Source organism: Eilatimonas milleporae, assembly GCF_003688555.1.
GTDB lineage: Bacteria > Pseudomonadota > Alphaproteobacteria > Sphingomonadales > Kordiimonadaceae > Eilatimonas > Eilatimonas milleporae.
The window spans coordinates 55,517-73,255 of record NZ_REFR01000014.1 but is presented as its reverse complement, the minus strand read 5'-3'; the positions used below and the strand labels follow the sequence as shown (position 1 = coordinate 73,255).

General features: G+C 59.6%; 21 protein-coding genes and 1 tRNA gene. 4 read left to right on the top strand and 18 right to left on the bottom strand.

Features of this window, described 5'->3' with window-relative positions:
* Positions 1-23 precede the first annotated feature (23 nt).
* The 5 genes from BXY39_RS14995 to BXY39_RS14975 all read right to left on the bottom strand — a co-directional run bounded on the left by BXY39_RS14995 (position 24) and on the right by BXY39_RS14975 (position 3,856).
* A complete protein-coding gene (locus BXY39_RS14995; protein WP_211332277.1) occupies positions 24-899 on the bottom strand; it encodes a 3-hydroxybutyryl-CoA dehydrogenase in 876 nt (291 codons plus the stop codon).
* Between the two features lie 119 nt (positions 900-1,018).
* Complete coding sequence (locus tag BXY39_RS14990) at positions 1,019-1,945, bottom strand: electron transfer flavoprotein subunit alpha/FixB family protein (RefSeq protein WP_121939710.1); 927 nt, start codon at positions 1,943-1,945, stop codon at positions 1,019-1,021.
* Positions 1,945-2,691, bottom strand: coding sequence for an electron transfer flavoprotein subunit beta/FixA family protein (locus BXY39_RS14985; RefSeq protein WP_121939709.1), 747 nt, complete (start codon positions 2,689-2,691; stop codon positions 1,945-1,947). The genes BXY39_RS14990 and BXY39_RS14985 overlap by 1 nt, the downstream gene beginning before the upstream one ends.
* 276 nt (positions 2,692-2,967) lie before the next feature.
* Positions 2,968-3,537 (bottom strand): cob(I)yrinic acid a,c-diamide adenosyltransferase, encoded by a 570-nt coding sequence (locus BXY39_RS14980; protein ID WP_121939708.1) that lies wholly within the window; start codon positions 3,535-3,537, stop codon positions 2,968-2,970.
* Positions 3,538-3,661: 124 nt separating this feature from the next.
* On the bottom strand, positions 3,662-3,856 hold the full coding sequence (locus BXY39_RS14975; RefSeq protein WP_121939707.1) for a twin transmembrane helix small protein: 195 nt from the start codon (positions 3,854-3,856) through the stop codon (positions 3,662-3,664).
* A 218-nt stretch (positions 3,857-4,074) separates the two neighbouring features.
* Here BXY39_RS14975 and BXY39_RS14970 point away from each other — a divergent pair, with 218 nt between their 5' ends.
* A complete protein-coding gene (locus tag BXY39_RS14970) occupies positions 4,075-5,088 on the top strand; it encodes a right-handed parallel beta-helix repeat-containing protein (RefSeq protein ID WP_121939706.1) in 1,014 nt (337 codons plus the stop codon).
* A 15-nt stretch (positions 5,089-5,103) separates the two neighbouring features.
* Here BXY39_RS14970 and gluQRS read toward each other — a convergent pair whose 3' ends face one another.
* Positions 5,104-6,030 carry a tRNA glutamyl-Q(34) synthetase GluQRS gene (gluQRS, locus tag BXY39_RS14965; protein WP_121939923.1) on the bottom strand — a complete coding sequence of 309 codons (927 nt, stop codon included), beginning with the start codon at positions 6,028-6,030 and terminating at the stop codon, positions 5,104-5,106.
* Between the two features lie 264 nt (positions 6,031-6,294).
* Here gluQRS and BXY39_RS14960 point away from each other — a divergent pair, with 264 nt between their 5' ends.
* Positions 6,295-6,867: an HNH endonuclease gene (locus BXY39_RS14960; RefSeq protein ID WP_121939705.1), complete on the top strand. Its 573-nt coding sequence runs from the start codon at positions 6,295-6,297 to the stop codon at positions 6,865-6,867.
* The gene (locus BXY39_RS14955) at positions 6,857-7,585 is read left to right on the top strand and encodes a VOC family protein (RefSeq protein ID WP_211332276.1); all 729 of its coding nucleotides are present in this window, start codon (positions 6,857-6,859) and stop codon (positions 7,583-7,585) included. The genes BXY39_RS14960 and BXY39_RS14955 overlap by 11 nt, the downstream gene beginning before the upstream one ends.
* Positions 7,586-7,670: 85 nt before the next feature.
* On the opposite strand, the gene BXY39_RS14950 is transcribed toward BXY39_RS14955, so the two are convergent.
* Genes BXY39_RS14950 through BXY39_RS14940 form a run of 3 tightly spaced genes read right to left on the bottom strand, consistent with a single transcriptional unit; the run spans position 7,671 to position 9,336 of the window.
* Entirely contained in the window at positions 7,671-8,258 is a 588-nt protein-coding gene (locus BXY39_RS14950) for a demethoxyubiquinone hydroxylase family protein (RefSeq protein WP_121939704.1), read from the bottom strand.
* Entirely contained in the window at positions 8,255-8,758 is a 504-nt protein-coding gene (locus tag BXY39_RS14945) for a disulfide bond formation protein B (RefSeq protein ID WP_121939703.1), read from the bottom strand. The genes BXY39_RS14950 and BXY39_RS14945 overlap by 4 nt, the downstream gene beginning before the upstream one ends.
* The gene (locus tag BXY39_RS14940; RefSeq protein ID WP_121939702.1) at positions 8,758-9,336 is read right to left on the bottom strand and encodes a YqaA family protein; all 579 of its coding nucleotides are present in this window, start codon (positions 9,334-9,336) and stop codon (positions 8,758-8,760) included. The genes BXY39_RS14945 and BXY39_RS14940 overlap by 1 nt, the downstream gene beginning before the upstream one ends.
* 61 nt (positions 9,337-9,397) lie before the next feature.
* Between BXY39_RS14940 and BXY39_RS14935 the strand changes: the two genes are divergently transcribed.
* Positions 9,398-9,483: transfer RNA gene (locus tag BXY39_RS14935), tRNA-Leu, on the top strand.
* Positions 9,484-9,846: 363 nt separating this feature from the next.
* Here the strand turns inward: BXY39_RS14935 and BXY39_RS14930 are convergent.
* The 9 genes from BXY39_RS14930 to BXY39_RS19395 form a co-directional block, all read right to left on the bottom strand.
* Complete coding sequence (locus BXY39_RS14930; RefSeq protein ID WP_121939701.1) at positions 9,847-11,196, bottom strand: tetratricopeptide repeat protein; 1,350 nt, start codon at positions 11,194-11,196, stop codon at positions 9,847-9,849.
* Positions 11,197-11,210: 14 nt separating this feature from the next.
* Entirely contained in the window at positions 11,211-11,858 is a 648-nt protein-coding gene (locus BXY39_RS14925) for an energy transducer TonB (protein WP_147453602.1), read from the bottom strand.
* 297 nt (positions 11,859-12,155) lie between these two features.
* Entirely contained in the window at positions 12,156-12,776 is a 621-nt protein-coding gene (locus BXY39_RS14920) for an energy transducer TonB (protein ID WP_121939699.1), read from the bottom strand.
* Positions 12,776-13,177, bottom strand: a complete 402-nt coding sequence (locus BXY39_RS14915) for an ExbD/TolR family protein (RefSeq protein ID WP_121939698.1) — start codon at positions 13,175-13,177, stop codon at positions 12,776-12,778. Before BXY39_RS14915 ends, BXY39_RS14920 begins: the two co-directional genes overlap by 1 nt.
* An 87-nt stretch (positions 13,178-13,264) precedes the next feature.
* A complete protein-coding gene (locus BXY39_RS14910; RefSeq protein WP_121939697.1) occupies positions 13,265-13,681 on the bottom strand; it encodes an ExbD/TolR family protein in 417 nt (138 codons plus the stop codon).
* A gap of 123 nt (positions 13,682-13,804) precedes the next feature.
* Positions 13,805-14,332 (bottom strand): MotA/TolQ/ExbB proton channel family protein, encoded by a 528-nt coding sequence (locus BXY39_RS14905; RefSeq protein ID WP_121939696.1) that lies wholly within the window; start codon positions 14,330-14,332, stop codon positions 13,805-13,807.
* Positions 14,319-15,680: a MotA/TolQ/ExbB proton channel family protein gene (locus tag BXY39_RS14900; RefSeq protein WP_121939695.1), complete on the bottom strand. Its 1,362-nt coding sequence runs from the start codon at positions 15,678-15,680 to the stop codon at positions 14,319-14,321. The genes BXY39_RS14905 and BXY39_RS14900 overlap by 14 nt, the downstream gene beginning before the upstream one ends.
* Before the next feature lie 29 nt (positions 15,681-15,709).
* Positions 15,710-16,486, bottom strand: coding sequence for a DUF3450 domain-containing protein (locus tag BXY39_RS14895; protein ID WP_170163871.1), 777 nt, complete (start codon positions 16,484-16,486; stop codon positions 15,710-15,712).
* A gap of 989 nt (positions 16,487-17,475) precedes the next feature.
* Complete coding sequence (locus BXY39_RS19395) at positions 17,476-17,646, bottom strand: hypothetical protein (RefSeq protein WP_170163870.1); 171 nt, start codon at positions 17,644-17,646, stop codon at positions 17,476-17,478.
* Positions 17,647-17,739: the final 93 nt, after the last annotated feature.

The window sequence follows — 17,739 nt, the reverse complement described above, 5'->3', positions numbered from 1 at the left end:
TTGTTCAGGGTGCGCTGTACAGCCTAGCGTGTGGGCACCGGGCTGTCCTCGCGGCGGTAATCATAGAAACCGCGACCGGTTTTGCGCCCCAGCCAGCCGGCTTCCACATATTTTACCAGCAGCGGGCAGGGCCGGTACTTACTGTCCGCCAGCCCGTCATAGAGAACCTGCATGATCGCAAGACATGTGTCGAGACCGATAAAATCCGCAAGGGTCAGCGGACCCATCGGGTGATTGGCACCGAGCCGCATGGCCGTGTCGATGGCCTCCACATTGCCGACCCCTTCGTAAAGGGTATAGATCGCCTCATTGATCATGGGCATCAAAATCCGGTTGACGATAAAGGCGGGAAAATCCTCGGCGATGGCGGTGGTCTTGTTCAGGCTGACGGCAAACTGCTGAACGACCTCAAAGGTCGCGTCATCGGTGGCGATCCCGCGGATCAGCTCGACCAGCTGCATCACGGGGACCGGGTTCATGAAATGCACACCCATGAATTTTTCAGGGCGGTCCGTCGCCGCCGCCAGACGTGTGATCGATATGGAGGATGTGTTGGAGGCCAGCAACGCCTCGGGCTTCAAGAGGGGACTGATATCCTTGAAGATTTTGGTCTTGAGGGTTTCATCCTCGGTGGCTGCCTCGATCACCAGATCGCAATCGGCTAGATCGCCGAGAGACAGGCCGGTGTGAATACGCGCGAGGGCCTCCTCGCGCAGGGACGCGTCTATACGGTTCTTGGCGATCTGCCGGTCCAGATTGTCACCGACAAGATGCAGCGCGGCCTCCACGCGGTCCGCGCTGATATCGTGTAAAACCACTTTGAAACCGGACACGGCACAGACCTGGGCGATCCCTCCGCCCATCTGTCCCGCGCCGACGATCCCGACCTGTTTTATCATTTTGCCCATTCCGATCTAGATCATTGCCAAAATGGAACAATAAAGGGAATAGCCCGGGATAAGAAGACCGGGATCAAAAAAAGACGGGCACAGTGTCACACCATGCCCGTTCCTGGCTTTTACAGCGACTGTTCAAGTTCCGGCAGGGCCTGGAACAGATCAGCCACGAGACCATAGTCGGCCACCTGGAAGATCGGTGCTTCCTCGTCCTTGTTGATGGCGACGATGACCTTGCTGTCCTTCATCCCGGCGAGATGCTGGATGGCCCCGGAAATGCCGACGGCGATATACAGTTCCGGCGCAACGATCTTGCCGGTCTGGCCGACCTGATAATCGTTGGGCACAAAGCCGGCGTCCACCGCGGCGCGCGACGCGCCGACCGCGGCACCCAGCTTGTCGGCGACGGCTTCGATCAGGGCGAAATTCTCGCCCGAGCCCATACCGCGCCCGCCGGAGACGATGATGTTCGCGCTCGTCAGTTCGGGACGGTCGGATTCGGACAGTTCCGCGCCGACATATTCCGATTTGCCGGCTTTCTCGGCGGCCGTCACGCTTTCAACCGCTGCACTGCCGCCCTCAGTAGCGGCTTTGTCGAAGCCGGTTGCCCGCACGGTGATGACTTTCCGGCTGTCCGACGACTGGACCGTGGCAATGGCGTTGCCCGCGTAAATGGGGCGTTTGAAGGTGTTTGCGTCCACCACTTCGATAATGTCGGAAATCTGCGCGACATCCAGTGCGGCGGCAACGCGCGGCAGGAAGTTTTTCCCGGTTGTGGTGGCCGGTGCCAGAATGGCGTCATAATCGTCGGCAAGCGAAATGACCAGCGCGGCCAGTTCTTCGGCAAGCGAATGGGCATACAGGGCGTCATCGGCATGAAGAACCTTGCCGACACCATCGATTTTCGCCGCCGCCTCGGCTGCCGCGGAAGCGTTTTCGCCGGCGACCAGAAGATGCACGTCGCCAAAATGTTTGGCTGCCGTCACGGTGGACAGGGTGGCGTCCTTCAGGCCGGACTGATCATGTTCGGCAATTACCAGAGCAGTCATCAGATCAACCCCTTTTCTTTCAGAGTGCCGACAAGATCGGCGACGCTTTCAACCTTGATCCCCGCTTCGCGCTTCGGCGGTTCCTCGACACGCAGGGTGGACAGCCGCGGTGTCATGTCGACACCGTAATCGCCGGCCGTTTTCTCGTCGATCGGCTTGCGCTTGGCCTTCATGATGTTCGGCAGGGTGGCATAGCGCGGCTCATTCAGGCGCAGGTCGCTGGTGACAACCGCCGGCATGGCCAGCTTGACCGTCTCGAGACCGCCGTCAATCTCCCGCGTGACCGAGATATGTCCGTCTTCGGGCGCCACTTTCGAGGCGAACGTGCCTTGTGACCAGCCGAGCAGTTGGGCCAGCATCTGACCCGTCTGGTTGCAGTCATCGTCAATGGCCTGCTTGCCCAGGATGACCAGATCCGGCGTTTCCGCCTCGACCACGCCTTTCAGTACCTTGGCGACGGCAAGGGGTTCGGTCTCCGTGTCATGGACGACGAGAATACCGCGATCCGCCCCCATGGCGAGACCGGTCCGCAATGTTTCCTGTGCCGCTTTCGGGCCGATGGAGACAACGACGATCTCTTCCGCCTTGCCGGCTTCCTTCAGACGAATGGCCTCTTCCACGGCGATTTCGTCGAAGGGGTTCATGGACATTTTCACATTGGCCAGTTCGACACCCGTGTTGTCGGACTTAACCCTGACCTTCACATTGTAGTCGACCACCCGTTTGACGGGGACCAGAATTTTCATGGGATCTCCTCTCCCGGTTTTGCATGCCGGGGCCTGCCCGCCCTGCCTGTTTAAAGCCAGCGGGAAAGCCGCGCGCGACACCCACTGTCCACCCGGCCGGGTCCTGTCACGGCCGGTTCGGACGTCTGATTGAACCTGCAGCCGGGTACCATGTGCGCCGGGTCTTCCGCAGGCGTTTCAGCCCGTTTTCCGACTGGCGCGAACGCCCTGTGACCGCGAGGGGGTCTCAGCGATAAATCATCATAAATGCCGAGTCAATGCGCCGCACAATGCGTCTTAACCGCGATTTTTGCCGGGCACCCAAAGAACATCCTCGGCGCCGTTGCCGTTCAGACGCCGGCCCATGACGAACAGGTGGTCCGACAGCCGGTTCAGATAGCGAATGGCGGCCGGGTTGATGCTGTCCTGCGCGCTGGCGGCAATGGCGAGGCGTTCGGCCCGGCGCACCACGGTGCGGGCCAGATGCAGATAGGCGCTGGCCGGCGTTCCGCCCGGCAGGACAAAACTTGTCAGCGGTTCCAGACTTTCATTCATGGTGTCGATTTCATGTTCCAGCCGCGTGACCTGCGTGTCCGTTATGCGCAACGTCATCTCGCCTGGGGTGAAGTCGCTGCCGGGGGTCGCGAGATCGGCGCCCAGATCGAACAGGTCGTTCTGGATCCGCATAAGCGCGTCGTCATCATCGCCTTTCGTGTGGAGACGGGCGAGACCGATGGTCGCGTTTGCCTCGTCAACGGTTCCGTATGCCTCGATGCGGGCGGCGTTCTTGGGCAGCCGCGTGCCATCGACAAGCGAGGTTTCGCCCTTGTCGCCGCCGCGTGTGTATATTTTCGTCAGCTTGACCATGGTTTATCCTTGTCTCGGCCGTATCTGTCCGGTCCCGGCCGCCAGAGATGGTCTAGTGAACCAGAGACGGTCTTGTGAAGCGGAGGCGGCCTTGTGAATATGCAGTTTAAGGCAATATGTGTCTTCAGGCGGTGGCGGCCAGTGCCAAAAGAAATAACAGCAAAATGGTGGCCCCTTGGGCGATGACGCGCCAGCGCATCAGCTTGTTGCCGTATTTTTTGTTGAAATCGCCGCCGCGGGCCATGCCGGCGACACCGACAAGCAAAATCGCCAGCGTGACGATCGCCAGCAGCGCGGCAAGAATAAGCAGGATTTTCATAAGCGCGGGTTCCCGTGTACTGAAGGGAGAGGAACCAATATAGAAATGTGGCCCGGTCCGTCCAGCCGAAAGCTTTGACAGCGACAGACTGTCCCAGCACACTGGCCGGGCGGTTTGCCGATCGTGTCCGGCCAGAGGGATTGGATCAGAAGGATTGGACCTGATCACGGACGGGGCCTGTAACCTCTCGGACTGATGAGGGGGGGGATGAAGAAACCATGATGCGACATGTCATGAAAACCCTGCTGGGTCTTACAGCACTGATGGTGGCCGTCATGCGGCCACCCCTGGCGCAGGAGCCGGTGACCCTGCCGGGCGAAGGCGAGATCTGGGTCAATGGCCGGATTGTCCGTGACCTGCAACTTGCCTTCAATCTGGTGGCGGATGGCGGCATCGTGCGATTCGGTCCCGGTGTTTTCGAGACGGCGGGGATTTTGAAGCGCAACGGCGTTCTGATCCACGGGACGTCGCAAACCGTTCTTCAGGGAACGGCGGCCGACAACAAGGCGGCCATCGTTGTCCAGGCGGACGATGTGACCATTGAGAATATCGCCTGCCGGAAGATAACCGTACCGGACGGCAATGGCAGTTGTGTCCGCCACGAGGGCGGCGATCTGACCCTGCGCAAGATACATTTCCATGACAATGAATCCGGGCTTCTGGCCTGGGACCGTGCCGGCACCATCCTGATCGAGGACAGCCGGTTCGAGCGCAACGGCAAACGCGGCCAGGCCCATGCGATTTATGTCAATGGCGGCAAGCTCATCGTGCGCCGGACCTTTATCCTGTCATCCAAGGATCAGGGACACGGTATCAAAAGCCGGGCGGAAGAAACCCTGATCGAGAAAAGCGTGATTGCATCCCTGCTGGGAGATGACAGCCGTCTGATCGATATTTCCGACGGCGGCATCGTCAGAATCCGGGAAAATCTACTGATTGAAGGCCCGAACAGCGTCAACTGGCAGTTCATTGCCTTTGGCGTGGAAAATGCCCAGCGCTTTGCCACGAACCAGTTGTCCGTGGTCGGCAATATGGTCATCACGGATCGTCCCGGCGGCTCCGAGTTCATTCTTGTGGGCGACACGATGCCGACCCCGATCGTGCGCGGCAACATGGTGGTGGGAAACCCGAAATATGACTGGCCGGCCAACAACTTCTTTTTTGAAAGCCGCGAGGAACTGGGCCTGCCGTCCGCACCGGCCCTGCCCGACTGGAATCCGGCAAATCCCTGAAGGATCGAGACGCGTTTAGGCCGCGAAGCGTCGTGTAATGGCATGCATGGCCGCCTCAACCATAGGCGCCAGGTCCCGTGAAAGGGCCTCGGCGCTTATGCCGCGCGCGCGCATAGTCTCCAACGTTGCGGACTTGTCGCGCTTTGCCAGGCGGCGCCCGTCATCATCCGTCAGCAGGTCATGATGGAAATAGCGGGGTGTGGGCAGGTCCAGCAGCCGTTGCAACAGCACATGGATATGCGTCGCCTCGAACAGGTCGCGGCCGCGCGTGACCAGATTGACCCCTTGCGCCGCGTCATCGACGACCACGGCGAGATGGTAGCTGGTGGGGGTGTCCTTGCGGGCGAGGACCACATCGCCGAAGCATTCGGGGTCGCCCTTGCGGATGCCCGCGCCCAGATCGTCCCAGGCCAGCGGCTGATCCAGCCTGTCGGTTGCCGCGCGGACATCCAGACGCCAGGCGTGCGCCATACCGGAAGCGAGCTTTTCAGTCCGTTCCCGATGGCTGAGAAACCGGCAGGTGCCGGGGTAAAGCGGTCCGTCCGGGCCGTGCGGGGCGGACGGACTGCGGGCGATTTCCTCACGGATTTCCCGGCGGGTGCAGAAGCACGGATAGAGCAGGCCGTCGGCTTTCAGGCGGTCAAGGGCCGCGGCGTAGGCGCCGAAACGGTCCGACTGTTTCATCGGCGGGCGCCGCCAGTCCAGCCCCAGCCACGTGAGGTCCCGTTCCAGAGCTGCTGCGAACTCCGGCCGGCATCGCCCCGCATCGATATCCTCGATACGCAGGAGAAAATCGCCGCCAAGCCGCCGGGCGACGCCATGGGCGATCAGCGCCGACAGACCGTGCCCCTTGTGAAGCAGTCCCGTGGGGCTGGGCGCAAACCGGGTGACAATGCGCCCGACAGGCTTTGATGGCGTTTGCGGTGCGGCCGTGGACATCATGATGATGGCACCCTTGGACACTTTGCCGACAAAGGAAAGACCTTTTTCGCTGTGACGAATCCGCGTTGCATAAAAGACTCACTCATAGTGCGAATCACTGATTCAGACACAAGATAATCTTTTGTCATCGCCATGTAACACTGTATCTTGATGGTGTCAGCGTCGCGGCACCATCAGGGGACATGCTTGTCCTGTCATATGACAGCATCGGCGACAGCATGCCCCGGTTTGGTTTCGGGCCGCTCGGATAAGGGAGGTTCGCCGATGGGCGTTCATTTTGCCAGTCCGATACCCTCGCCGGAGAGTTGTCCGGCGCTGGTGCTGAATGCGGACTACAGGCCGCTCAGTTATTTCCCTTTAAGTCTATGGAACTGGCAAACGGCCCTAAAGGCCGTTTTTTTGGATCGAGTGACCATCGTTTCCGAATATGACCGCGAAGTGCATTCGCCGTCCACCGCCATTAAACTTCCCAGCGTTATCGCCCTGAAGAAATTTATCAGGCAACCGCGATTTCCCGCTTTTACGCGATTTAACCTTTTTCTGCGCGATCAGTTTTCCTGCCAGTATTGCGGCAGCGAGGAGGATCTGACATTCGACCATGTCGTGCCACGGGCGCAGGGCGGTGTGACCAGCTGGACGAATATCACGACCGCCTGCGCCAGCTGTAACCTGAAGAAGGGCGGACGCACCCCGAAGGAAGCGGATATGCGGCCCACACGCTGGCCGTACCGGCCGACCACCTATGAACTTCACGAGAACGGCCGTGGTTTCCCGCCCAATTATCTGCATGAAAGCTGGCGCGATTATCTTTACTGGGATACCGAACTTGAAAGTTAGATCCGTTTCTCTCCGGCCTCGCTGGCTTCTTCGGGCCTTTTTCGCCATGATTTTCATGGCCGTCACGGGCGCGGCCGCCGCCGACTGCCCGGATCGTGCCGTTTCCCTTGACCATATTGTCTGGACGGTGCCGGACCTGGAGACGGCCGCCGCCGATTTCGCCGCCCGTGCGGGTGTGCGCCCGGCTTATGGCGGCGAACATACCAATGGCACCACCGCCAATTTTCTGGTGGCGCTCGGCCCGTGTTCCTATCTGGAAATCGTCGGTCCCAAAAAGGGTGTCAGCCTGGACATGCTGGGCGATCAGGCCCCGACCTATGCTCGTGGAACGGTGGCCGGTTTTGCCTTTGGCATGCGGGACAGCGACGAGGCGGCGGAGACCCTGAAGATGCTGGGGCTGTCCGTGGGCGCGCCACGCGACGGGGGGCGTGAAAAGCCCGACGGGACCCGGCTGAAATGGCGGACGGTCAATCTGTCCGGTCTGGATTTTGGCGAAGGGACCTTTGCCTTTGCCATCCGGTGGCTGTCAGAGCCGCATCCCGCTGAAACCTCGCCGCAAGGGGTCCGGCTTCGCCATCTGATCCTGTCAGGCAAAACCGCCGCGAAACTGGATCCCCTTGTCGAGGGGGCGAGCCTTCCCATCCTTATCGAGAAGGACGCCGCACCGGACATCCGGGTTGTTCTGGAAACGCCCAACGGGCCCATGACGATTGAATGAAGCCGAGACTGACTGAAGCATTGACTGGCTGAAGCGTTGATCGGGCGAAGTGTTTTCCCGACAGGCCGTGTGTTCCGGCGGGTGATCAGACCCGTTTCGCCAGCCAGATGGCGGTCCGGCAACCGGTCTTGATCAAACCGCTGAGCAGGGGATAGGCAAAGGCATCCTCGGCGCCGTGTTCCTCGGCCAGGGTTTTGTGTTCCACCTCTTCGGCCTGAAACTGTTCGATCACGCCTTCAAGCTCGCTGTCCTTGCCTTTCAGACGCTGGCGCTGTTCTTCATAATGGGTGTCGATGACATCCTCGACCGCCTGTGTGCAGGCCATGGCCGCCTTTTCGCCCATCAGCGCGGTGACGGCACCCAGCGCGAAGCCGGCGGGCGCCCAAAGCAGTGACAGTGCGGTGGGCCGCACGCCGCGTTCCGTCACGATCCTGTTGAAGCGGTCCAGGTGAACGTCTTCCTGTTCCTTCATATGGCGGATCAGGCCGGAGCGCGGATGCTTGTCGCCGAGAACGGCCAACTGGCCACTGTAAATATGAACGGCACCGAATTCCCCGGCATGGTCGACGCGAATCATGCGCGCCACTTCATCCTCCCACGCGCGGTCTCCGGGCAGGGGGTGTTCGGGGGTGGCGTCTTCGGTCTTTTCCTCGGCCGTTTTGGCTGCGGTCATGCTGTTTTCATCCTTCTGAAACCCAGCACGGCGAACACACCGGCCAGGATCATGGCGACGATAAAATTATAGCCTGCCATGGAGATGCCGAACAAGGACCACGCCACTTCGTCGCAGCGTATCAGCGGTGCCGTCATGATCGTCTCAAGGGCGGCGCCGGGATCGCCAGAGAGATCCGGCAGGCCGGTGCAGGTTGTCGGCCCTTCCCACCAGCCCAGTTCCACGCCCACATGAAAACCGGCGATCCAGCCTGTCACCTCGAACAGGGCGGCGGCGGCAAACACGGGCCAGACTTTTCCGTCCTGTTTCAGGAGCAGGCTGACAAGGCCGATGAGAATGACCCCCATATAGGGATAACGCTGCCAGTAACACATTTCACACGGGGGATACCCCGCCAGCTGGAAACCGTACGCCACCGCCAGCACCGCCGCCGCCGCCAATACGGCTGCCGGCACGGGACGCGTTTGCAGAAAATCTTTCAGCGTATGCAACAGGGACATCACAAAAACCTCAATGCGACGAAACCAAGGATGACGGCGAGTGTGACAAGCGTGATCACACTCACCAGGCGTTTTTCGACAAAGGCGCGTATGGGCGGACCGAACCGCCATAAAAGTGCCGCGACAATAAAGAAACGCGGAGCGCGGGCCGGGACGCAGGCCGCCATGAAAACAAGCGGGTTCAGCCCCGCCAGTCCGCTTGAAATCGTAATCACCTTGAAGGGGATGGGGGTCAGACCGCCGACAAGAATAAGGGCGATCCCATAACGGGCATACAAATCCCGGAAGGAGGCCATTTTGGCGTCATAGCCGTAAAGGGTGATCAGGGGTTCAGCGACGGCTTCATAAAAAAAGGCGCCGATCAGATATCCCAGTCCGGCCCCGATGACCGAGGCGACGGTCGTCACGGTCGCCAGCCGCCATGCCCGGTCCCGGTCGGCCAGCACCATGGGGATGAGCAGCACATCGGGCGGTATGGGAAAGAAACTTGATTCCGCAAAGGACAGGCCGGCTAGCCAACGCTCGCCTCCGGGACCGCTGACACGGCGCATGGCCCAGTCGTAAAGGGATCGTATCACGCCTGTTTCTTCCTTTCTTGACCGTTCAAGGGCAATGAGTATGATGCACCCGTCCTCACGGGCCCCCGTGGCGGAATTGGTAGACGCGCTTGACTCAAAATCAAGTGTCCTTTGGGCGTGCCCGTTCGAGTCGGGCCGGGGGCACCACTCCTACACAAAACCGTATCGTGACCTCTTGCCGCCGTGGCCTCTTAATCCTTGGCGCAGTCCCCATAGTATGTGGTGTGTTTGCCGGATCAATCAGCCCTTTAGGTCGGCGATACAGATTCTTCATAAGAGCACCCGTTGACTGACCAGTCAGTCACGGAGCGGTTTGATTTTTCACAGGGGCGGGTTACCGCTGTCGCCGTGAAATTTCATGCCGGTGCGATGCCATGTTCCGTTTCCGGGCCGGGTCCGTTTTTCGGGGCGCGTGTTACGGTGCTTGCCCGTATGCGCAGGTCAGACAATGAAAAACCGCCTTCCAATACGGAAGGCGGTTTTGTCGGATTTGATTTGTACGGGCTTGCCTCAGCGGCCGGCGAGCATGTCCTCGCGGGCTTTTTCCGCCCTGAGATAATCGCGCCAGCCACGCACGCTGCCGCGTTCCCGGCTGGAATCCGCCATGCGGTTCGCCATGTTCAGCACACGCTCGGCCTCGGAATATTTCTTCAGCTCGATCAGGGCGCCCGAGCGTTGCATCAGGGCATTGAAGATGCGCGACCGGTTCTTTTTGGCCTTGGTTTTCTTGTCGTCCTCGCGGAACTGCTTTTCCGCATTGGCAAAGGCGGCTTCGGCGTCATCCAGGCGGTCCAGCTGCATGTTGACCTGGCCAACCTGCATCCACAGATCACCGTCCTCTTCACCGTTGGCCGCCTCGGTCAGCGGGCCGACGGATTTCGCATATTCAGCCGAAACCAGATAGGCCTGGCCGAGAAGCTTCTTGTTGTCGACATTGTCCTCGATCAGTTCTTCCTTGAAACCGCGCTCCAGCACCCATGCGGCTTTGATCGGGGCCTGACGGGCCATCAGGATCTGCGCCATGTTGACGACCTGCACCGGACGGTCATCGAGAAAGCCCTGTTTGTAGGCGGCTTCCGTGATGGAATAGGATTTCTGTTCTTCCTTCAACTCGCCGTAAACACCGGCAAGCTGGGTCCAGTAAACCGGTTTGGGCCAGTTGATGATGAGGATTTCAAGGATATCGCGGACATTGGCGAATTCACCCAGTTCCCAGTGGGATGACAGGGCGATCTGATACCAGCTTTCCTTGACTTCGACCGTGTCGACGGCTTCCGCATCGGAAATTGCCTTGTAGGCATAGCTGAGCGCGTTCCGGTAATCATTCAGCGTGTAGTAAAGCTGGGCGATGAAGATCAGCTGGTTGACGCCGACAATCTCGGTGCGGGATTCCCAGCGTTTCACATATTCCAGCGACAGATCGTATTTTTCCGTCGAATAATACAATTGCGACAGGCCGAAAATGATTTGCAGTTCCAGAGCCTCGGGGATGGATTCCGCGTAGGACAGGATTTCCTCATAGGCGCGGATGGTGCCGGGAGTGTCTTCCTGCTCATAGGCGATCATGGCGTTGAGCTGCCAGGCAACGGCGCGTTCATAGTCGTTGATGCGCGTGCTTTCCAACAGTTCGGCCAGGCGGATTTTCGCTTCCGGAAAATTCTTTTCATCCATGGCTTCCTGCGCCTTCTGGATGCGTTTGTGCACATCCAGGCTCATGGCGGGAACCTTACGGGTTTTCTGCTTGGGCTTTTGCTGCTGCTCCTGCGCGCCGGCGGCACTGCTGCCGATGCCGGCGAAATCACCCGTCGGCAGGGCGGCAAGCAGGGCGGTCGCTGCAACCATCATGGATAAGGATTTCATGCGAACCATTTTCTTCACTCCTCTCCTGTCTGGAGAACATTGGACAGGTCAAACGTAAAACGATACTTGACGCCGGACACGGCCTGCGCCTTGCCATTCACAATTTTCGGCTTGTATTTGAATTTGGAGGCCGCCCCGATGGCCGCGCGTTCGAAGAAACCTTCGGGCACGGCCTCGAGGATGATAATAGAGTCCTTGTCGACCGTTCCGTCCGCCGACACGGTCAGCGAGATCAGAACCGATCCTTCAACGCGGCGCTGCATGGCCCGCATGGGATATTGCGGCTGTACCCGGACCAGAGGCAGATAATCGCCGTCCTGGCTTTGCCCCAGGTCCAGCCCGCCCAGTTCGATACCATTGTCCACTTTCGCGCGGCCAATGCCGATGTTCAGCGTGTTGGGCCCGGTGAACTGTTGTTGCGGCAGATCCTCCGGCAGATCCTGCGGCGGCGCTTCCACCACTTCGGGCGGCGGCTTGACGTCCCGGTCTATGGACCGGGCCTCCTGAATTTCGATATCCTCGACCACATCGATGAAACGCAGCTGGCGGTCTTCTTCCAGGATGACTTCATCATTCTGGGCGACCAGGCCGTCCATCATGAAGAACAGGGACAATGTCCCTGTCAGGGCGATTGCGACTGCGAGCAGAACGCGGCTCATCATATCGCTTGCCCCTTCATTCCCGTCATATCCGCTTTCATACCACGCATTGCCGTCCCTCAATCCGATTGAAAACAGAATGATACGTCAGTCCTGTGACGATTTATGGGCAGGGGCCGGGACCCCGCCAATCCCGTCTCAGGGACCGTGCGACCCGAGTGTTTTCGGGCGCACGGTAAAAGGGAACCGAAAGTGACCGCCCCGTTCAGGGGGCCGTGCGGCATGTCGCCAGTTGGCATCGCGGTCACTTTCCTCTCTTGGCCTTAATCTTTAAGGCCTTTCGTGGCGTCCGGGCCGGCCTCAGTTATCGGCCAGATCGAAGGTGAAGCGGTATTTCACCCCTGTCACTTTCTGCGCTTTGCCGTTCACCACCTTGGGCTTGTATTTGAATTTACCGGCGGCGGCGCGTGCGGCGCGTTCGAAATAGCCTTTGGGGTCCGCTTCGATGATCTCGATGGATTCGGTCGGCACGGTGCCGTCTTCATTCACCGTCAGGGAAACGATGACATAGCCTTCGATGCCGCGTTCCTGCGCCCGGCGGGGATATTGCGGTTGCACCCGGACCAGCGGCAGATAGTCGCCGTCGGCGCTGGGGCCGAGATCGATGGAGCCCAGATCCACGCCGGATCCCAGGTTCGCGGGGCCGATGCCGAGGTTGAGCGTGTTGGGCCCGTCAACCTGAACCTGCGGTGTGTCCAGTTCCGGCGGCGGGGTTTCCACTTCCGGCGGCTTTTCCACTTCGCGCTCACGCCGTTGGGGCGGCTGTTCCTCGATGTCCTCGACCACATCGATAAAGCGCAGCTGGCGGTCTTCATCCAGAAGCACCTCGTCATTATAGGCGACAAGGCTCTGCATCAGGAAAAACAGGATGAAGGTTACGGCAGCCGACAGGCCGAGAGCGGGGAGATAACGTGTCTGCATCAGTTCACCTCCGCGGCAATGGCAATGCGCTCGACGCCGGCATCCCGCACGGCATCATACACTTTCAGGACCAGACCGGCCTTCGACCGCTCATCAGCCTGAATGGCGACCGACCCTTTCGGGTTTTCCGCGTGCAGTTTTTCGACGCTGGTACGCACTGCGTTCAGTTCGACCTTCTGGCGGTTGATCCAGATCTCGTCATTGGGTCGAACGGCGATCAGAATACTGACCTGTTTCTGGATGCGGGCCATTTCCGCATCGGGCTTTTCAACCTGAATGCCCGCCTCTTTCACAAAAACGGCGGTCACGATGAAGAAGATCAGCATGATGAAGACGATGTCCAGCATCGGCGTCATGTTGATCTCGGCTTCGTCCTCATCTTTCTGGGCGTGGTCTCGCATGGAACCTCTCCACATCCCGTTGGCGGTGCGCGATTTAACCGGTTCGGAGCTTAAGGAGCCCCGCCCTTCGCATCCGCGCCGTCGGGGTTATTTCTTGGGCGTCACGACAATCTTGCTCGCAGGCAGTCCGACCGCCAGGGCATCATCATAGATCCGGATGACATTGCCGGTGTAGGCACCTTCGGCCGCCTGGATGACGACCGGGGCTTCCGGACGTTCGACGCTTTCCTTCTTGATAATAGAGGGAACAGCCGAAATGTCGATGGTACGGAAGTCGTGCGTAATACGATTGTTATTGTCTATAACGAAAGCGATAGCCCGCTTCTCCTCGTCAGGCGGCGGCGGATTTTCCGTCTGGTTGTCTTCGGGCTTGTTGATCTCGATGCCCGATTCTTTGACGAAAGACGCGGTGACGATGAAGAAGATCAGCATGATAAAGACGATGTCCAGCATCGGAGTCATGTTGACTTCGGCCTCTTCACCGCCTTTCGCGAACTTGCGCATGTGTTCTCTCCAAACTTGCCAGCCGGGGCACGGTCTCTGCCCGACGGGCGGCTATAAGGGGGTAAACCCGGGCGCGGTGGTCGGACCCGACCCCGCGCCCGGGGCCATACTCATGACGCCGGATCAGTGATCCATCGTCAGGCTGTCTTCCAGCCGGTCTGATTCGCGCTTGGCGCGGCGCTCGATATAGGTGCTGAGAAAGACACCCGACAGTGCCGCCACCATGCCCGCCATGGTCGGGATGGTTGCCTTGGAGACACCGGCCGCCATGGCGCGCGCATTGGAGGACCCCTGGCTCGCCATAACGTCGAAGACCTCGATCATGCCCGTCACCGTACCCAGAAGCCCGACAAGCGGGCAGAGCGCGACGAGGGTCTTGATCATGCCGACATTGCGTGTCAGCGCGTCGTTGATCTCCGAAATCATGGCGGAGCGGATTTTATGCGCATACCAGGATTTCCGCTCGCTGCGGGCTTCCCACGCATCGATCACGCGGTTGCGCTGCTTGCGGTACTCCAGAGTAAAGAACCAGAGACGCTCCACGATCAGCACCCACATGATGAAGGTGACGACCAGGATCAGGAACAGGACGTCGCCGCCCCGTTCCATGAACCCACGGATCGCGTCAAAGGCTTCATTAAGCCCCAGCATTCGCATGTTCCTTCTCGGCATGCACGGCGATGATACCAGCCGACTGCTCTTCGAGCACGTGGATCACCGACTTGGATGCACCCGAGACGAAGCTGTGCAGCAGCAGGGTCGGAATGGCCACGACCAGACCTTCCACGGTGGTGATCAGCGCCATGGAGATACCGGACGCCATCATGGTCGGGTCGCCGGTACCGAACAGCGTGATCGCCTGGAAGGTCTCGATCATCCCGGTCACGGTACCGAGCAGACCGAACAGCGGGGCCACCGCCGAAATCAGCTTGATGAGGGTCAGGAACCGTTCCAGTGCGGGCGTTTCCTTCAGGATGGCTTCGTCCAGTTTCAGTTCCAGCGTTTCCACATCGACATTCTTGTTCTCTTCATAAACGGAGAGAACGCGGCCGAGCGGGTTGTCCTTGGACGGGGTGCCGCTGCGGATCTGCTTGCGGACCTTGCCGGAGACAACCGTCAGATACAGGAACTGAACAACGGCCATCAGAACGCCGATGGCGCCGAGTGCCAGGATCAGATAACCCACGGTGCCGCCCTGGTCGATACGTTCCTGTAGGGTCGGCTTCTCAACTTCGAGGTTGAGGATCTGGCCCCGCGTCGGGTCGACGCCGATGGCCGCCATGCCGGACGTGGCCGACTGGAAGCTGGAAACCGTGCCGGTGATACGGCCGGAAGGCTGACGCTGGAGTTCCTCGACGGAGCCGTCGTTTTTCAGCGTGTAGTATTTGCCGGCGCCGAGGATGGTGAAATCACCGATCCGCGTCAGGTCGACCACTTCCGTGGTGCCGTCCGTCCGGCGGACTTCGTGCGGGAAGGTGACGACCTTGGAGGATTCGATCATTTCCAGCATCATCTGCGTCGGCCAGGACCGGATTTCGTCCAGGGTCGGCAGTTCAGCCGAGTCAGCAGCCTTGGCGACAAGCGTGTTGATGCCGTCAAGACGGTCGGTGTTGTCGATGGATACGTGGCTGGTGGAGATGATCGAGCGGGCATCGCCGGCGGACTGTTGCAGAACGCCGAAAAGCTCCTGCAATTGACCGGCGCGTTCGCGGCGCTGTTCAAGAAGCTGCGTGATCCGCTCTTCATTGACGCGGCGCTGTTCCTCAAGGCGCTCGGCCTCGCGTTCCAGGCGCTGCTGTTCCTGGCGGGCCTGTTGCAGCAACTGCTGCTGCTGGTCACGGCGTTGCAGGAATTCGGCTTCGCGCTGCTTGTGTTCGGCTTCTTCCGTGACGCGGCCTTCACGCACCTTGTTCAAAAGGGCGTCGAGGTCGGCGGATTGCGCCTGTGCCAGGGTGGAAACACCAAGCACCAGCGCGGCAGTGGTAAACAGAGTTTTCATCGCTTACGTCTCGCTTTTCTGGTTGCCGGTTACTTGGTTTGCGGTGCTTTGACAGGCAGCACGACAACATCGAGGGGAACCTGACGGCGTGCCATTTTCAGCAGCTGGCGGACCGGTGTGGCGTATTCGCTGCCGAGAGACTGCCAGCTTTGCGTGTCGCCGTCCCAGGCCGCGGTTTCGCGGCCGTCCTTGGTCTGATAGTAGAAGCCGGCGCGGCCCAGGCGGACGAAATTGACCGAACGGCCATCATCCAGAACACCTTCATAGGCATTCACCGTACGGCCGTACTGGACTTCGGCCTTGTAGGCCTCAAGCACGACGCGGAAGCGTTCCGGATCGTTCACATTGGGGTCGTCCATGGCATCGCGCAGGGTGGCGATCCGGTCCAGACGCTCGTCAAGCTGGAAGGGAACGTCGGCGCGAACGAATTCTTCGAGGTTCTCGATCATTTCCAGCATCAGCGGCGTGACCTGACGTTTGATTTCGTCAATCTGGCCGATGGAAATTTCGATTTTGGAGATTTCGTTTTCCTGCTCGGCGATCACGCGGCGCTGTTGCGCGTTGTAGGCACGCAGGCCGGCGTTGGTCTTCAGAACCGCCTTGTATTCCCCGAACAATTGGGAGGTCGCATCGGCGATCCCGTCAATACGCTGCTGGGATTGTTGGGCGATCAGGTTGGAGCGGTCAACTTCCTTCACGACTTCGTCGAGACGTGCGTCCTGTGCCTGAGCGATCGAGGCGCCCAGAAGGACCGAGGCCGCCGCTGCCGTCGATACAGCAATCCGTTTCACTTTAGCCTTATCCATATTTCTGCCCACTTGGGTTTCCACTGCGCCGCCAGTCGGGCACGCTGTCCCTTGTGCGGCTGGTTCAACCAAGTAAAGATCCCGCCCGGAAAGGGGCTGCATCTTCACATCCATCCATTGAGAGACGGTTCATGCACAAAAACGCCTGCCGGGCAGAAGCCCGTTGCTGAGTCCTGCACTGAACACTGAATAAGGGACCTTCCCGTACCTCTCCCAATCGCGCCGACCACCCTGGAATAGCTCAGACGCCCTAAGGCCGCCGGAAGCATCCTCGCATATGTCGTCCGGTTCACCCCGAAGGATGCCGGATGATCTGTTTCTTAAAGCCCCAACCACATGCATGCGCAAAAGCCGAGATTTAACCGGGTGGCCCGGCTCGCGCTTATAATCCAAGAATCTCGAATGATTCCAAGAAAAAATTTTAACTTCTTCTGTGGACGTGCATGCGTAATTTTATTTCACGCCGTTCTTTTAGTTGCGGATGGGCCGGTCGGGTTCGCACAACCCCTTTCAATACCATAGGCTTTTGTGGTTGCGGGCGGGCCGGAAGAATGGCGGCGGAGCGGACTTGCGTGCACGCCCGCGATGAAGGGGCGACTATTTTCAGCCTGACCGTGTGCCGCCGTCAGGCTAATCTTTTGTCCAGATCGAAGGTTGGCGCATCGCCCTTGGACCGGAAAATGTGAATATTCAAACCGGTTTGAGTCGCCGTGTCGCGGACGGATCACGGCATAGCGCGGCGTTGTCCCTGTCAAGACCGAGGGTCGGCGTGAGGTGCCGGGGCCTGGACTGATGACTGGAAATTATGCCGGGAAATTATGCCTGGAAACGATGTCCGAGCGGGCGACAGGCGGCGACGATGCGCTGCGGCCTTTACTCTTTGAGGTGGGAAGTAAAAGAAAGGGTCGGATAGCGGTCAGGCACCCGGATACATTTGTCGCCGTTTGAAGCGCGCGGCCGGTATGGCCGTTGCTATCGCCGGTCGTTTATCAGCTGTCGCCGTCGGTCAGGCTGTGAATTTCCTCCAGCGCGGCGAGAACGCCGTGCCACTGGTTGTCACGGCAGAATTCCAGCGCCTTGTTGAGGCCGAGGTGGCTTGAAAGCGTGTTCGCAAGTGTCCGTGTGCCGTCGGAAATATGGTCGTATCCGGTATTTTCCATGGGCCCGGTGCGGTTTTTTTGAGCTGAATGCATCCAGTGAACCCTTGTTTCATTCATGGACTCGTTACTGATGTATGAGACAGGCTTTGATGG

What these genes read in the sequence shown, in the direction of transcription:
- BXY39_RS14905 (WP_121939696.1), bottom strand. Translation starts at nt 14,332, where the DNA reads ATGCTGGGGCTTAATGAAGCCTTTGACGCGATCCGTGGGTTCATGGAA.
- BXY39_RS14985 (WP_121939709.1), bottom strand. Translation starts at nt 2,691, where the DNA reads ATGAAAATTCTGGTCCCCGTCAAACGGGTGGTCGACTACAATGTGAAG.
- BXY39_RS14980 (WP_121939708.1), bottom strand. Translation starts at nt 3,537, where the DNA reads ATGGTCAAGCTGACGAAAATATACACACGCGGCGGCGACAAGGGCGAA.
- BXY39_RS14910 (WP_121939697.1), bottom strand. Translation starts at nt 13,681, where the DNA reads ATGCGCAAGTTCGCGAAAGGCGGTGAAGAGGCCGAAGTCAACATGACT.
- BXY39_RS14920 (WP_121939699.1), bottom strand. Translation starts at nt 12,776, where the DNA reads ATGCAGACACGTTATCTCCCCGCTCTCGGCCTGTCGGCTGCCGTAACC.
- BXY39_RS14970 (WP_121939706.1), top strand. Translation starts at nt 4,075, where the DNA reads ATGATGCGACATGTCATGAAAACCCTGCTGGGTCTTACAGCACTGATG.
- BXY39_RS14895 (WP_170163871.1), bottom strand. Translation starts at nt 16,486, where the DNA reads ATGGATAAGGCTAAAGTGAAACGGATTGCTGTATCGACGGCAGCGGCG.
- BXY39_RS14945 (WP_121939703.1), bottom strand. Translation starts at nt 8,758, where the DNA reads ATGTCCCTGTTGCATACGCTGAAAGATTTTCTGCAAACGCGTCCCGTG.
- BXY39_RS14900 (WP_121939695.1), bottom strand. Translation starts at nt 15,680, where the DNA reads ATGAAAACTCTGTTTACCACTGCCGCGCTGGTGCTTGGTGTTTCCACC.
- BXY39_RS14975 (WP_121939707.1), bottom strand. Translation starts at nt 3,856, where the DNA reads ATGAAAATCCTGCTTATTCTTGCCGCGCTGCTGGCGATCGTCACGCTG.
- BXY39_RS14960 (WP_121939705.1), top strand. Translation starts at nt 6,295, where the DNA reads ATGGGCGTTCATTTTGCCAGTCCGATACCCTCGCCGGAGAGTTGTCCG.
- BXY39_RS14990 (WP_121939710.1), bottom strand. Translation starts at nt 1,945, where the DNA reads ATGACTGCTCTGGTAATTGCCGAACATGATCAGTCCGGCCTGAAGGAC.
- BXY39_RS14915 (WP_121939698.1), bottom strand. Translation starts at nt 13,177, where the DNA reads ATGCGAGACCACGCCCAGAAAGATGAGGACGAAGCCGAGATCAACATG.
- BXY39_RS14925 (WP_147453602.1), bottom strand. Translation starts at nt 11,858, where the DNA reads ATGATGAGCCGCGTTCTGCTCGCAGTCGCAATCGCCCTGACAGGGACA.
- BXY39_RS14930 (WP_121939701.1), bottom strand. Translation starts at nt 11,196, where the DNA reads ATGAAATCCTTATCCATGATGGTTGCAGCGACCGCCCTGCTTGCCGCC.
- BXY39_RS14995 (WP_211332277.1), bottom strand. Translation starts at nt 899, where the DNA reads ATGATAAAACAGGTCGGGATCGTCGGCGCGGGACAGATGGGCGGAGGG.
- gluQRS (WP_121939923.1), bottom strand. Translation starts at nt 6,030, where the DNA reads ATGATGTCCACGGCCGCACCGCAAACGCCATCAAAGCCTGTCGGGCGC.
- BXY39_RS19395 (WP_170163870.1), bottom strand. Translation starts at nt 17,646, where the DNA reads ATGGAAAATACCGGATACGACCATATTTCCGACGGCACACGGACACTT.
- BXY39_RS14950 (WP_121939704.1), bottom strand. Translation starts at nt 8,258, where the DNA reads ATGACCGCAGCCAAAACGGCCGAGGAAAAGACCGAAGACGCCACCCCC.